Here is a 13026-nt window from a genome sequence, read left to right as displayed (position 1 = left end):
CCTTGTGCAGCAGTAGGCAAACCAGCCGGAGGACGAGTTGGATGCCGGCGAGAGGGAGAAGGCACCAGGAATCGAGGAGCCAGGCGGCAGGAAGAGGAAGGGGTCAAACCAGGCGCCGGGTCCCTCCCACCCCTTCATCGTGAAAGCGCTGGGCGATGGCGCAGATCTGCGGCTCGATGGCCAGGAAGGCGTCGAGCACTAGGGGATCGAAGGTGCTGCCGCGCATCTCGCGCATCATCTGCAACGAGTCTTCGTGGCTGAACGGCTCCTTGTAGCAGCGCCGGCTGATCAGGGCGTCGTAGATATCGGCCACCGCCATGATCCGCCCCGCCAGCGGGATGCCGGTACCGGACAGTCCGTTGGGATAGCCGCTGCCATCCCACTTCTCGTGGTGGGTGCTGGCGATCTCGGCGGCCAGGGCGAGGAAGTTGTCATCCTCCAGGTGGCTGGCGGTGCTGAGGATGATCTGCCGACCGAATTCGGCATGCCGCTGCATCACCTGCATCTCCTCCGGCGTCAGCCGCCCGGGCTTGAGCAGGATGGCATCCGGCACCCCGACCTTGCCGATGTCGTGCAGGGGCGCGGACAGGAACAGCAGCTTGATGTAGTCCGGCGTGAGCAATTCCGGCGCCTGGCCGGCACGGCGCAGCTCTTCGGCGATGGCGCGAACATAGTGCTGGGTGCGCTTGATATGGGCGCCGGTCTCGGGATCCCGGGTTTCGGCCACCGCCGCCATGGACTCGATGGTGACCTGGCGCGAGCGTTCCAGTTGCCGGCGCCAGCGCTCTTCGTGCTGGCGCGCCAGCACGATCCGCGTGACCAGCGCCAGGGCCGTGAGCAGCCCTACCAGCACCAGGGGTGCGGCCAGCGGCAGGAAGACGTCATGGCGAACGAACAGCCAGGCGCCCAGCAGCTGCGGCAGGACGATCGACGCCGCCGCCAGGAGGACGAAGCGCCGCTGGCTGCGGTTGAAGAAGAAGCCGGCGGACAGCAGCAGACCGCCAAGCAGACACAACGCCAGTTGCAGCACGCCGGCGAATTGCGGGATTCGGACCAGGGCGTCGTCCAGCAGGTCCTGGGTCAGGGCCGCCTGCAGCCTGACGCCGGAAAAGGTCTGCCCCAGCGCCGTGGCGTGCAGGTCGTTGAAGCCTGCAGCCGAGACGCCGACGAAGACCACCTTGTCCTTGAGCGTGGCCGGTGCCACCGCGCCGCTGAGCACCGCCAGGGCCGAGACCTCCGGATAGTGTTCGGCGGCGCCGTGCAGCCGCAGCAGCGCCTGGCCTTCGCGGTCGAGCGGCAGGCGGCGGTCGCCAAGCCGCAGCACCGGACCCGCCAGGCCGGTCTCCACCACGCCCTCGTTCAGCCCCAGGGCGCGCAGGGTGGCGGCCAGCGCCAGACTCGGATGGATGATGCCCTGATAGCTGAGCAGCAGGGGCACGCGCCGCAGGATGCCGTCGCTGTCGCGCTGGCTATTGATGAAGCCGCTGAAGCGCGTCTGGCTGGCGATGGGGGCCACACTGTCCAGCGCGCCGCTGGCCTTGGGCAGCCTGAGGGCGTCGAGGGCGCCGCTGAAGCCCACCCCTGGCCTTAGCCCGGCAGCGACGGGTTGCTGCAGATCGAGGAAAAAGAAATGGGCGCCGACGGCGCCCGTCTGCCCCATGACGTAACCGAGATAGCCGTCGTTGTCCTGCAACTCCGGCGGCACACCGGAAAAGCTCAGGTGCATGCCGAAGTCGTCCTGGAAACTTTGTTGCAGGGCCTTGAGCGAGGTACGGTCCGGCTCGCTGAACAGGACGTCCACGGCGATCGCCGCCGGCTCGGCCTCGGCGATCCGGGAAAGCAGCTGGGCAACCCGATAGCGCGGCCAGGGCCACTGCCCCAGCGCCGCCAGGCTGGCCTCGTCGATGCTGACCACCTGGACGTCGCGGGCGTCCTCGTTGCTGGCCGCCAGGCGGCTGAGCTGGTCGTAGGCCAGGCGATCGAGGTACTGCAGTGGCGTCCATTGCAACAGCGCGGCGAGGCCGAAGGCCAGCGACAGGCCAAGGCTGACCAGGAACATCCAGGGCGCGCGCCGGCGCAGCAGGGTCGCAACGGAGTTCATGCCCGCGACCCTAGAGAATCAGGATTTCGACACGCCGATTGCGCGGCTCGGATTTGCCGGGACGGGTCGGAACCAGGGGCACGGTATCGCCGAAGAATTCGACGTTGATGCGCAACTTGGGATCGAGTCGCTGCAGCAGACCGGCCACCTTGCGGGCACGCTGCCCCGAGAGGTCGAGGTTGTAGGAAGGCGCACCCGAGCCGTCCGCATGGCCGAATACCGAAATCTCGGTGGGGATGCGCTGCCGTGCCGTTTCCAGCACCTCGGGCAGCAGCGCCTTGGACTGCGGCGTGAGCTCCATGCTGTCGGAGAGGAAATTGAGGATGAAGGTCTTGGGCGGCGACGGCTGCGCCGCCAGCACCTGACGATGCTGCTGTTCGAAGAGGGGTTGGGCCACCGCCTGGGCCGCGGTCGGCGCCTGACCCGGGCCGGCCACCGTGACCTCGGCGAACCCCTGGTCGATGGCCTGGCGGCCCGCCGGGCTGGTCACCGAGACGGCGCCGACATGCCCATCGGCGTCGGGCATCAGGATCACCCGCGTCTGCGGTGGTGGAGGGCTGGCACAGCCGCCCAGCAGCAGCGTGGACAGCAGCACGCTCAGCAGCAGACGACCAGGGGACGCGACAGCGATCAGGGCAGTCATTGGGCCTGGACCAGGAAGCGGGTGCCGCGCACGCCTATGGTGGCGGTCGGCGTCTCGATCTTGACCGTGTCGGGCGCGACCTTGCCGATCTTGCCGGACGAATAGATGGCGGAGCCCTTGGTCAGGTACAGCGAGAAGCCGTACCGACTGCTCTTGGGTTCGAAGAGATAGTCACGCAATTGCACGTCGGCGCCGTTGCCCAGGGTGAGCAGGGTACCGTCGAGAAAGACGATGGCCGCGGTAGCATCCGGGCCGGCCTGCAGGCGATCGGCCACCTGCAGGGTGGTACCGGCCTGGGCGTCCAGGCTGGCGGTCTGGCGCAGCACCTTGACGCTGCCGGAGACGCTCTTGATCAGGGCCACGTGCTCCTCCTCCGCGGCCGTGACCTGCGGGGATCCCAGCAGCTGCAGCCCGAGCAGCGCCAATGCGAACAGTGTTGTCTTCATGCTTTCCTGGTCCCTGGATGGAAAGGCGTGGCCGTCGCTGGGGCGACGGATTGCCGGCAGGACCTCGGATGGCATCTTGAAGCGGCCTGCTGCGCAGCGGTCAGGGCTCCAGACTCGTGAACCCAATCACCTTCTACCAGATAAACAAGCCAAGCGGCACGCAAAGTAGTACGAATGGCACCTGGCCACTACCCATGCCATCACGACCCAGCGAGACGAACGGCACGGGCAGTGGTCTAGTGAGCATCTTTCCCAGGTAACCTTTTCATGCAGATCATTCTGGTGCGTCACGGCAAACCCGATCTTTCCAGCAAGGCTCGCTGCACCCCGCGGGAGATGAAGGACTGGGTCGCGCGCTACCAGAAAGCCCCGGTGCCCGCCGGCCTGGAGCCCGCGGAGACGCGGCGACTGGCCCAGGAAGCGGGCTATGTGGTGAGCAGCCCCCTGGGCCGCTGCGTGCGCTCGCTCGAGTACCTGCTGGGACGCTCCGGCAGCCCGGTCGATGACCGCTATGCCGAAGCCCATCTGCCCTATCTGGAACTGGATGCGCCGCGGCTGCCGGTCAAGGCCTGGCGCCTGTTGTTCAGATCCGCCTGGTTCCTGGGTTTCGCCGCCCACACCGAATCCATCGGCAGCTCCTCGGTGCGTGCCGGCCAGGCGGCCGATCGCCTCATCGAACTGGCCGAACGCCATGGTTCGGTGCTGCTGCTGGGGCACGGCATCATGAACGTGCTGATCGCCTGGCAGTTGCGCAAGCGTGGCTGGCGCGGGCCGCTGCATCTGCTGCTCAAGGACTACTGGAAGCCGAGTATCTATCGCAAGGAGAGGCGCTGAGTTCGATCAGCGGCTCGCCCTGGCGCGGGCCTCTTCCAGCTCACGGCGGGCCTCGGCCAGCTTTCTGCTCCGCACCCGGATCTTGTCGGCGTCGCCCTTGGCCTGGGCGTCGCGCAGATCCCGTTCCCGTTCGGCCACCTCGCGACTGCGGGCCTGGATGACTTCCAGCCGCTGCTGGCGCAGGCCGGTATCGGTGCAGTGCGCCTGCACCGCGTCGAGTGCTCGCCGCAATCCTGCCAGCCGTCCGGCATCGCCTTGCGCCTGAGCCTGGGCGATCTGCCGTTCCAGCGTGAGACGTTTCGCCGCGCAGCCCCCGTCGGCTGCAACTGCCACGCCAGGTAGCAGCAGGCTTGCCGCCACGAGCACTGCCTTGGCTCGGTTTGTCATAGGTCTTCCTCCGGGTGTTGAAATCCGCGAGCGCCTGACTCTTCCCGTTCAACCGTCCAGCGACGGTCCGACCAGGGCGGCGAGCTGGTCGTAGACCCCGGGCGCCGCCACCAGCAGCGGATTGCCATTGACCAGGCCATCGTTGCGCAGGAAGGCGTTGTGACGACCGCCCGCCTCCCGGATCAGGACCAGGCCCGCCAGGCAGTCCCAGCCATGGATCAGGGTCTCGTAGTAGCCGATCAGCCGGCCGGCGGCGACGTAGGCGGTCATCAGCGCGCCCGAGCCATTGCGGAAGAACTGCCCCCCCTCGGCCAGCAGGCCGGTCACGAACGGCAGGAAGTGTTCCTTGCCGCGTCTGTGGGTGGTGCCCAGTCCGGTCAGGCCCTGGCGGATCTCGGTGGCCGCATGGACGCGCAGCGGCTGGTCGTTGACGAAGGCGCCGTGCCCGCGCAGGCCATGGAAGAGTTCGTCGTGATTCGGATCCATGATGGCGCCGAGCAAGGGCTCGCCCTCGTGCATCAGGCCGATGGACACGCACCAGTTGTGCAGGCCGTTGAGAAAGGGCGCGGTGCCGTCGATGGGATCTATGACCCAGAGGTAGGGCGCGGAGAGGTCGGTGGCACCGCCCTCCTCGCCCAGCAGGCCATCTTCCGGAAAGCGTTCGCTCAGGCGTTGGCGGATGAGGTCCTCCAGCGTCTTGTCGGCGATGCTCACCACGTCCTGCAGGTCGCTGCCCTTGTGGTCCACCTGCAGCGCCGCGCGCCGACGATAGAAGTCGAGGCCGAGCTGCGCCGCCTCCCGGGCGATGTCCTGGACAGCGCGGTAGCGTTCAGCGATGGCGGGGGCGATGGCGGTCATGGACACTCCTGGAATGAGGAAAAGGCGCCAGGGTGCCAGTTCCGCCTGAGGAAAAGAATAGTCGCGAGCCTGGCGCACACCAGGGTTGCAGCGGACCGTTGTCAGGCCGCGGCGGCACCCCGGCCACTTTTGGCCGATGTCGGCAAAGGTCCGACTAGAGGCCCCTGGTAATGGCCGTGTCATCTCGGGAGCGCAGGCTGTCGGGTATTGGCAGTCAGGACGGCGAAATGCAGCGGCGGACCGCACCAAATCCGCGCGCGGCCGTCAGAACTAGTGAGAGCTCGTTGTACCGGGAGGACGCCATGACCGCACAAACTTCGCTATTCCACGGCAATGGTCAGCTGCAGCAATTGCGGCGACTGATACCCAGACAGCATTTCGAATGTCTGGAACGCCACCTCGAGTTGCTGTCGCGCGAATTTCCGCTGTTCGATCATCCGCCGCTGAGCATCGACTGCGCCGTCGCCGAAACCCTGGAAAACCTTGGTATCCGCGCCTTTCAGTGGCAGGGTGTCTGCGAGCTGCCGCAGCGGATGGCCCTGGGCAGTGCGCTGATGGGCGAGGGATTCATCGCCCAATCCAGCACCCCCGAATACACCCTCTATCTTAATGCCCGGGGTGAAAAGGTGCTGTTACGGCAAGAGCCCGCCGCCGGCCAGACCCTGGTCAGCCTGGTGTCGGATTGCCCGCCGCTGTTCGCCTATCTGGCGGCCAAGCACCGCGACGCGGTACCCGTCGCCTAAGTGACGCGCCATCGCCTTGTCAGTCGTGTGATCCGCTCGAAAACAGAATGACGAACAGGATCACAACTGCGCTTTAACGTCGGATTAACCGGGAACCAAATAGGCAGTGGAATGGTAGATTCGCGCTTCGGATCTACCAGGAGACCCAAGGAATGGGAATTCGTATTCTGGCCAGTGTCGTCGTGACCTTTGCCGCCCTCAATGGCGAAGCAGCCTCCCTCCCTGCGATACCCCCGCTCAAGCTGGCGGACCTCACCCTTCAGGTCCCCCTCTTGAGTACCGATGCCATCCCTACCAAAGTTGACGCCCAGCTGCGTGACAGTCGGCAGCCAGTCAATAGCGCCCGCTGGCTTAACGACCATCAGACCTTTGCTCAAGAGCAACGCTGGGTATTCTAGTCCGTTGGATTGATGTCGACGGATGGCTTCCCTTTCGTATGCTTTTTGATACCGCGCGGGGAATGAATCGCGTTTTTGCAGGTCCGTCTGGTTCTACGGGCAGCTCAACTCCTCTGCCCTTTCAACCTGCATGCGGAGCCGTCATGAAACGCCTGTCCTTTCTCCTGTTCGCCGCCCTATCGGCCTGCAGCTCGGCTCCCACCCCGCCCCCGGCCGATCCGTCGCAATTCGGCGGCCGTACCCAGGAACAGCTCCGGCAGAGTTTCGGCGCACCCCAGCGGGTCGCGCAGCTCGATCGTCTGATGGTCTACGAATACCGCAACCTGCGCGCGCCGGGCAGCGCGACGCCGGTCTATTCCTTTCTCATCGAAAACGAGCGGGTGATCGAATCCACGCCCGGAACCTTGCAGCTTTATCGCGAAGACGGCATCACCAAGGTCAAGGCGGAAAGCCTCTAGGCAGAGCCCCTGGCCGTGGCGGCGGTCCCGCGCAGCCCTGCAGGGATGTGCAAAAAAATACCGATTTTGGTGTCTTCCAGCATTTGTTTCCCGGGCGGCAACGGGCTGTAATCGGTCCGTGGCTTCCGCTGCAAAGGCCGTCACAGCCGGCCGCGTGGTGGGTTACAACAACAAGAAAAGCGTCTGCTGCAGTTGCACAGGACGCGGAGTGCAAGATGAAAACAACACCAAAAGCGCTTTTATTGTCCGCTGTTACCCTCTCTGCAGGCCTGACCTTCTCGCTGGCCCTCCAGGCCGCCGAAACGGTCACCATCGCCACCGTCAACAACAGCGACATGATCCGCATGCAGCGGCTGTCCAAAACCTTCGAAGACCAGCATCCCGACATCAAGCTCAACTGGGTGGTGCTCGAAGAAAACGTGCTGCGTCAGCGTCTGACGACCGACATCGCCACCCAGGGTGGCCAGTTCGACGTCCTTACCATCGGCATGTACGAAACCGGCCTCTGGGGCGCCCAGAACTGGCTGGAGCCCATGAAGGACCTGCCCGCCAACTACGACCTGGACGACCTCTTCCCGTCGGTTCGCGAAGGCCTATCGGTCAAGGGCACCCTCTATGCGCTGCCCTTCTATGCCGAAAGCTCCATCACCTACTACCGCAAGGATCTGTTCCAGCAGGCCGGCATGACCATGCCCGCCCAGCCCACCTGGACCCAGATCGCCGAATTCGCCGGCAAGCTGCACCAGCCGGACAAGGACCAGTACGGTCTGTGCCTGAGAGGCAAGGCCGGCTGGGGCGAGAACATGGCCCTGGTCACCACCATGGCCAACGCCTTCGGCGCGCGCTGGTTCGACGAGAAGTGGCAACCGGAATTCACCGGTCCGGAATGGACAGCGGCGGCCAACTACTATGTCACCAACATGAAGAAGTACGGCCCGCCCGGCGCCTCCAGCAACGGCTTCAACGAAAACCTGGCGCTGTTCAACACCGGCAAGTGCGCCATCTGGGTCGATGCCAGCGTCGCCGGCTCCTTCACCATGGACAAGAGCCAGAGCAAGGTCGCCGACAGCGTCGGCTTCGCCGGCTCGCCGCGCGAGGTCACCGACAAGGGCTCGTCCTGGCTGTATGCCTGGTCGCTGGGTATCCCCACCTCCTCCAAGCACAAGGACGCCGCCAAGACCTTCGTGACCTGGGCCACCTCCAAGGACTACGCCAAGCTGGTCGCGGACACCGACGGTATCGCCAACGTGCCGCCGGGCACCCGCAAGTCCACCTACAGCCAGGCCTACATGGACGCGGCGCCCTTCGCCAAGGTCTCGCTGGACATGCTGCAGCACGCCGACCCGGCCCATCCCTCGGCCAAGCCGGTGCCCTACGTGGGCATCCAGTACGTGACCATTCCCGAGTTCCAGGCCATCGGCACCTCGGTGGGCAAGCTGTTCGCCGCGGCCCTCACCGGGCAGATGTCGGTCGAGCAGGCCCTGCAGGCGGCGCAGCAGTCCACCGCCCGGGAAATGAAGCGCGCCGGCTATCCCAAGTAGCGCTGGAGCCCGGGGTCCGCACCACGCGGCCTCCGGCCTAGCGGCTTTCCCTGCCTGATCCGTCGCTGGCGTCGCGAGACGCCAGCGCCTCGTCACGGCCCACTGCCTTGCGGAGCATCGCCATGCAGACCTCCACCCTCAAGACGCCCGTCGTCGAATCCCCTGCCGCTCCCGCCCGTCGTCAACGCCGTCGCGCCGGTCCCGGCTGGTTCCTGATCAGTCCTTCGGTGGCCCTGCTGCTGGTGTGGATGCTGGTGCCCCTGGGCATGACCATCTGGTTCTCGCTGATCCGCTACAACCTGCTCTACCCCGGCGAGCACGCCTTCGTCGGCCTGGAAAACTTCGAATACTTCGTCACCGATGCCGGCTTCTGGCCCGGCATGACCAACACCCTGCTGCTGGTGGGCAGCGTGCTGCTGATCAGCGTGGTCTTCGGCGTGCTGATCTCGGCGCTGCTGGAGGCCAGCGAATTCTTCGGTCGCGGCATCGTCCGCGTCCTGCTGATCTCGCCCTTCTTCATCATGCCCACGGTCAGCGCCCTGATCTGGAAGAACCTGATCTTCCATCCGGTCTCCGGCATCCTCGCCGCGATCTGGAAACTGTTCGGCGCCACCCCGGTGGACTGGCTGGCCACCCACCCGCTCCTGTCGATCATCCTGATCGTGTCCTGGCAGTGGCTGCCCTTCGCCATCCTCATCCTGATGACCGCCATGCAGTCGCTGGATCAGGAGCAGAAGGAAGCGGCCCGCCTGGACGGCGCCGGTCCGGTCGCCATCTTCTGGCACCTAACCCTGCCGCACCTGGCGCGGCCCATCGCCGTGGTGGTGATGATCGAGACGATCTTCCTGCTGTCGGTGTTCGCCGAGATCTACACCACCACCAGTGGCGGTCCGGGCTTCGCCTCCACCAACCTCGCCTACCTGATCTACAACCAGGCCCTGCTGCAGTTCGACGTCGGCCTGGCCTCCGCCGGCGGCCTGATCGCCGTGCTCATCGCCAACATCGCCGCCATCATCCTGGTGCGGATGCTTGGCAAGAACCTGACCCAACAGTGAGGACCCTGACATGCTGACGCTCAAGCAATCCCGGCGCCTGCAGAGCCTGCTGCTGGGCCTGCTCGCCTGGCTGGTGGCCCTGGTGCTGTTCTTCCCGATCTTCTGGATGGTGCTGACCAGCTTCAAGACCGAGATCGACGCCTTCGCCACCCCGCCGCAATTCTTCTTCATGCCCACGCTGGAGAACTACCTGACCATCCAGGCGCGCAGCGACTACTTCCACTTCGCGCTGAATTCGGTGGTGATCTCCTTTGGCGCCACCCTGCTCAGTCTGTTGCTGGCGCTGCCGGCGGCCTACTCGATGGCCTTCCACGAGACCCGCAACACCCAGCGCCTACTGCTGTGGATGCTGTCCACCAAGATGCTGCCGGCGGTCGGGGTGCTGGTGCCCATCTACCTGCTGGCCAAGCAGTTCGAACTGCTCGACAGCCGGTTGCTGCTGATCGCCGTCTACACCCTGATCAACCTGCCGATCGTGGTCTGGATGGTCTACACCTACTTCAAGGACATACCCAAGGACATCCTCGAGGCGGCGCGCCTGGATGGCGCCACCACCTACCAGGAAATCGTCCGGGTGCTCTTGCCGATCAGCAAGGGCGGCATCGCCTCGACCATGCTGCTGTCGCTGATCCTCTGCTGGAACGAGGCCTTCTGGTCGCTGAACCTGACCTCGTCCAACGCCGCCCCGCTGACCGCGCTGATCGCCTCCTACTCCAGTCCCCAGGGACTGTTCTGGGCCAAGCTGTCGGCCGTCTCGACGCTGGCCTGCGCACCCATCCTGATCTTTGGCTGGATCAGCCAGAAACAACTCGTCCGCGGCCTGTCGTTCGGCGCGGTGAAATAAGAACAAGAGGACTCCTGTCATGGCCAATCTGAAAATCCGCAGCCTGCGCAAGGGCTTCGACTCGCTGGAAATCATCAAGGGCGTCGACCTCGACATCAACGACCGCGAATTCGTGGTCTTCGTCGGCCCGTCCGGGTGCGGCAAATCCACCCTGCTGCGGCTCATCGCCGGCCTGGAAGAGGTCACCAGCGGTACCCTGGAACTGGACGGTCGCGACATCACCGAGGTCTCGCCGGCCAAGCGCGACCTGGCCATGGTGTTCCAGACCTATGCCCTCTATCCGCACATGAGCGTGCGCAAGAATCTCTCCTTCGCCCTGGACCTGGCCAAGATCGACAAGCAGGAAGTGGAGCGCAAGGTCACCGACGCCGCCCGCATCCTCGAGCTGACGCCGCTGCTGGAGCGCAAGCCGCGCCAGCTCTCCGGTGGCCAGCGCCAGCGGGTGGCCATCGGCCGCGCCATCGTCCGCCAGCCGAAGATCTTCCTGTTCGACGAACCCCTGTCCAACCTGGACGCCGCCCTGCGCGTGCAGATGCGCCTGGAACTGGCGCGCCTGCACCAGGAATTGCAGGCCACCATGATCTACGTGACCCACGACCAGGTGGAAGCCATGACCCTGGCGACCAAGGTGGTGGTGCTCAACGGCGGCCGCGTCGAGCAGGTCGGCTCGCCCCTGGAGCTCTATCACCATCCGGCCAACCTCTTCGTCGCCGGCTTCCTGGGTACGCCGAAGATGGCCTTCCTCAAGGGCAAGGTGGCGGCCACCGACGCCCAGGGCGTCGAGGTGGAGCTGGCGGCCGGTCCGCGCCTGCACCTGCCGCGCCGCGGCGACGACCTGGCGGTCGGCAGCCCGGTGACCCTGGGCATTCGTCCGGAACACCTGCGCCTGGCCGCCGACGGCCAGTTGCCGGTGATCAGCGATGTGGCCGAGCGCCTGGGCAGTGACACCTATTGCCACATGGTCACCGAGGCCGAAGAGCCGCTGACCGTGCGCGTCCCCGGCGATTGCGCCGTGGCCTACGGTGAACGCCAGCGCCTGGCCCTGGACGTCGACTTCTGCCACCTGTTCGACGAGCAGGGCCGCGCCGTGGCGCCGCTGCTGCGCAAAGCCGCCTGACCCCTCTCCCCTTTCCTGCCCCGTCGGCGCCCTACGCGCGCCCGGGGCACCGCCTTGCAGGATCGCCATCGTGAAACTCAATCGCCAGCACCTCGAACAACTGCCCGACTACATCGCCAAGCCCGGCTACGCCGCCTGCCAGCTGCGCCAGGGCATCGTCCACATCGGCGTCGGCGGCTTCCACCGCGCGCACCAGGCCATCTACACCGAGGCCCTGCTGAACCAGGGGCGCGACCTGGACTGGAGCATCTGCGGCGTCGGCCTGCGCGCCGAAGACCGCGCCATGCGTGATGCCCTGGCCGGCCAGGACTATCTCTATACCCAGGTGGTGCTGGCCGACGAGCCGGACACCGAGGTGCGCGTCGTCGGCGCCATCAGCGGCATGCTGCTGGCCGAGGACGGCACCCAGACGCTGATCGACAAGCTGGCCCATCCCAGCACCCGCATCGTCTCCCTCACCATCACCGAGGGCGGCTACTGCATGGACGACAGCACCGGCGAATTCAACTTCAAGCTGCCGCTGATCCAGCACGACCTGCAGCATCCGGGCGATCCGCGCAGCGTCTTCGGCTTCCTGCTAGCGGCCCTGGCCAAGCGCCGCGCCGAGGGCACCGGGCCCTTCACCGTGATGTCCTGCGACAACCTCCCGCACAACGGGCAGGTCACCCGCAAGGCCCTGCTGGCCTACGCCGCCCTGGTGGATGAAGAGCTGCACGGCTGGATCGCCGAGCACGTCAGCTTTCCCAACGCCATGGTCGATCGCATCACCCCCATGACCAGCACCGCCCATCGCGAGGCGCTGCTGGCCGAACACGGCGTCGAGGACGCCTGGCCGGTGGTCTGCGAGCCCTTCCTGCAGTGGGTGCTGGAAGACAAGTTCGTCGCCGGCCGTCCGGCCTGGGAAGACGTCGGCGTCCAGTTCACCGATGACGTCACCCCCTACGAGGAAATGAAGATCAAGCTGCTCAACGGCAGCCACCTGGCGCTGACCTACCTGGGCTTCCTCAAGGGCTACCGCTTCGTCCACGAGACCATGGCCGACCCGCTGTTCGTGCGCTACATCCGCACCTACATGGACAAGGACGTGACGCCGCAGCTGGCCCCGGTGCCCGGCATCGATCTCGACCAGTACAAGGACACCCTGATCGAGCGCTTCTCCAATCGCGCCATCGCCGACCAGCTGGAGCGGGTCTGCTCGGACGGTTCGTCGAAGTTTCCCAAATTCACCGTGCCGACCATCAACCGGCTGATCGAGGACGGCAAGGACCTGGATCGCGCCGCCCTGGTGGTGGCCGCCTGGGCGGTCTATCTGCGGGGCGTGGACGAGACCGGAGCGACCTATCGCATCCCCGATCCGCGCGCCAACTACTGCGAAGAACTGGTGCGGGATCAGAAGAATCTCACCGAGCGCCTGCTGGGCGCCGAGGAAATCTTCGGTAAGCACATCCCGAAATCCGCGGCCTTCGTTGCCGCCTTCGAGCGGCAGCTGTACAACTTGCGTACCCATGGGGTCAGCGCCACCTTGCAGACCCTGCTCGGCGACTAGCCTTGGCAAAAAGCTGCCTGGGCAGCGTCGATGATCAATACGAGCCCAAACAACA

The 13026-nt window shown here is 65.7% G+C and carries 14 protein-coding genes; 9 read left to right on the top strand and 5 right to left on the bottom strand.

Translation table 11 applies throughout. The annotated features are described in order from the left end of the window. Positions 1-103: 103 nt before the first annotated feature. Genes DBY63_RS04390 through DBY63_RS04380 form a run of 3 tightly spaced genes read right to left on the bottom strand, consistent with a single transcriptional unit; the run spans position 104 to position 3190 of the window. Positions 104-2101 (bottom strand): CHASE2 domain-containing protein, encoded by a 1998-nt coding sequence (locus DBY63_RS04390; RefSeq protein ID WP_108581345.1) that lies wholly within the window; start codon positions 2099-2101, stop codon positions 104-106. A gap of 10 nt (positions 2102-2111) precedes the next feature. Beyond that, on the bottom strand, positions 2112-2744 hold the full coding sequence (locus DBY63_RS04385) for an OmpA family protein (protein WP_027602672.1): 633 nt from the start codon (positions 2742-2744) through the stop codon (positions 2112-2114). Further along, positions 2741-3190, bottom strand: coding sequence for a FecR domain-containing protein (locus DBY63_RS04380; RefSeq protein WP_007159271.1), 450 nt, complete (start codon positions 3188-3190; stop codon positions 2741-2743). The genes DBY63_RS04385 and DBY63_RS04380 overlap by 4 nt, the downstream gene beginning before the upstream one ends. Positions 3191-3457: 267 nt before the next feature. Here DBY63_RS04380 and DBY63_RS04375 point away from each other — a divergent pair, with 267 nt between their 5' ends. Beyond that, the gene (locus tag DBY63_RS04375; protein WP_042135890.1) at positions 3458-4024 is read left to right on the top strand and encodes a histidine phosphatase family protein; all 567 of its coding nucleotides are present in this window, start codon (positions 3458-3460) and stop codon (positions 4022-4024) included. 6 nt (positions 4025-4030) lie between these two features. Here DBY63_RS04375 and DBY63_RS04370 read toward each other — a convergent pair whose 3' ends face one another. Continuing rightward, a complete protein-coding gene (locus DBY63_RS04370) occupies positions 4031-4411 on the bottom strand; it encodes a DUF1090 domain-containing protein (RefSeq protein WP_108581344.1) in 381 nt (126 codons plus the stop codon). Positions 4412-4459: 48 nt separating this feature from the next. Beyond that, positions 4460-5269, bottom strand: a complete 810-nt coding sequence (locus tag DBY63_RS04365) for an inositol monophosphatase (protein WP_027596967.1) — start codon at positions 5267-5269, stop codon at positions 4460-4462. 302 nt (positions 5270-5571) lie between these two features. Between DBY63_RS04365 and DBY63_RS04360 the strand changes: the two genes are divergently transcribed. The 8 genes from DBY63_RS04360 to DBY63_RS04325 all read left to right on the top strand — a co-directional run bounded on the left by DBY63_RS04360 (position 5572) and on the right by DBY63_RS04325 (position 12971). Further along, on the top strand, positions 5572-6012 hold the full coding sequence (locus DBY63_RS04360; RefSeq protein WP_044342387.1) for a hypothetical protein: 441 nt from the start codon (positions 5572-5574) through the stop codon (positions 6010-6012). Positions 6013-6164: 152 nt separating this feature from the next. After that, complete coding sequence (locus tag DBY63_RS04355) at positions 6165-6410, top strand: hypothetical protein (RefSeq protein WP_027596969.1); 246 nt, start codon at positions 6165-6167, stop codon at positions 6408-6410. A 143-nt stretch (positions 6411-6553) separates the two neighbouring features. Then, positions 6554-6868: a hypothetical protein gene (locus tag DBY63_RS04350; protein ID WP_027602668.1), complete on the top strand. Its 315-nt coding sequence runs from the start codon at positions 6554-6556 to the stop codon at positions 6866-6868. Between the two features lie 215 nt (positions 6869-7083). Continuing rightward, entirely contained in the window at positions 7084-8409 is a 1326-nt protein-coding gene (locus tag DBY63_RS04345; RefSeq protein WP_108581343.1) for a sugar ABC transporter substrate-binding protein, read from the top strand. A gap of 122 nt (positions 8410-8531) precedes the next feature. Then, complete coding sequence (locus DBY63_RS04340; RefSeq protein WP_007159280.1) at positions 8532-9464, top strand: sugar ABC transporter permease; 933 nt, start codon at positions 8532-8534, stop codon at positions 9462-9464. Positions 9465-9474: 10 nt separating this feature from the next. Beyond that, on the top strand, positions 9475-10308 hold the full coding sequence (locus DBY63_RS04335; RefSeq protein WP_007159281.1) for a carbohydrate ABC transporter permease: 834 nt from the start codon (positions 9475-9477) through the stop codon (positions 10306-10308). Positions 10309-10327: 19 nt separating this feature from the next. Continuing rightward, a complete protein-coding gene (ugpC, locus tag DBY63_RS04330; RefSeq protein ID WP_007159282.1) occupies positions 10328-11425 on the top strand; it encodes a sn-glycerol-3-phosphate ABC transporter ATP-binding protein UgpC in 1098 nt (365 codons plus the stop codon). Between the two features lie 70 nt (positions 11426-11495). Next, complete coding sequence (locus tag DBY63_RS04325) at positions 11496-12971, top strand: mannitol dehydrogenase family protein (protein WP_108581342.1); 1476 nt, start codon at positions 11496-11498, stop codon at positions 12969-12971. Positions 12972-13026: the final 55 nt, after the last annotated feature.

It is taken from the genome of Pseudomonas sp. RIT411 (assembly GCF_003057735.2).
Lineage (GTDB): Bacteria > Pseudomonadota > Gammaproteobacteria > Pseudomonadales > Pseudomonadaceae > Chryseomonas > Chryseomonas oryzihabitans.
This window is presented reverse-complemented; position numbering and strand designations above follow the sequence as displayed.

Coding starts and splice junctions, on each gene's coding strand:
- DBY63_RS04390 (WP_108581345.1), bottom strand. CDS start 2,101: ATGAACTCCGTTGCGACCCTGCTGCGCCGGCGCGCGCCCTGGATGTTC.
- DBY63_RS04385 (WP_027602672.1), bottom strand. CDS start 2,744: ATGACTGCCCTGATCGCTGTCGCGTCCCCTGGTCGTCTGCTGCTGAGC.
- DBY63_RS04380 (WP_007159271.1), bottom strand. CDS start 3,190: ATGAAGACAACACTGTTCGCATTGGCGCTGCTCGGGCTGCAGCTGCTG.
- DBY63_RS04375 (WP_042135890.1), top strand. CDS start 3,458: ATGCAGATCATTCTGGTGCGTCACGGCAAACCCGATCTTTCCAGCAAG.
- DBY63_RS04370 (WP_108581344.1), bottom strand. CDS start 4,411: ATGACAAACCGAGCCAAGGCAGTGCTCGTGGCGGCAAGCCTGCTGCTA.
- DBY63_RS04365 (WP_027596967.1), bottom strand. CDS start 5,269: ATGACCGCCATCGCCCCCGCCATCGCTGAACGCTACCGCGCTGTCCAG.
- DBY63_RS04360 (WP_044342387.1), top strand. CDS start 5,572: ATGACCGCACAAACTTCGCTATTCCACGGCAATGGTCAGCTGCAGCAA.
- DBY63_RS04355 (WP_027596969.1), top strand. CDS start 6,165: ATGGGAATTCGTATTCTGGCCAGTGTCGTCGTGACCTTTGCCGCCCTC.
- DBY63_RS04350 (WP_027602668.1), top strand. CDS start 6,554: ATGAAACGCCTGTCCTTTCTCCTGTTCGCCGCCCTATCGGCCTGCAGC.
- DBY63_RS04345 (WP_108581343.1), top strand. CDS start 7,084: ATGAAAACAACACCAAAAGCGCTTTTATTGTCCGCTGTTACCCTCTCT.
- DBY63_RS04340 (WP_007159280.1), top strand. CDS start 8,532: ATGCAGACCTCCACCCTCAAGACGCCCGTCGTCGAATCCCCTGCCGCT.
- DBY63_RS04335 (WP_007159281.1), top strand. CDS start 9,475: ATGCTGACGCTCAAGCAATCCCGGCGCCTGCAGAGCCTGCTGCTGGGC.
- ugpC (WP_007159282.1), top strand. CDS start 10,328: ATGGCCAATCTGAAAATCCGCAGCCTGCGCAAGGGCTTCGACTCGCTG.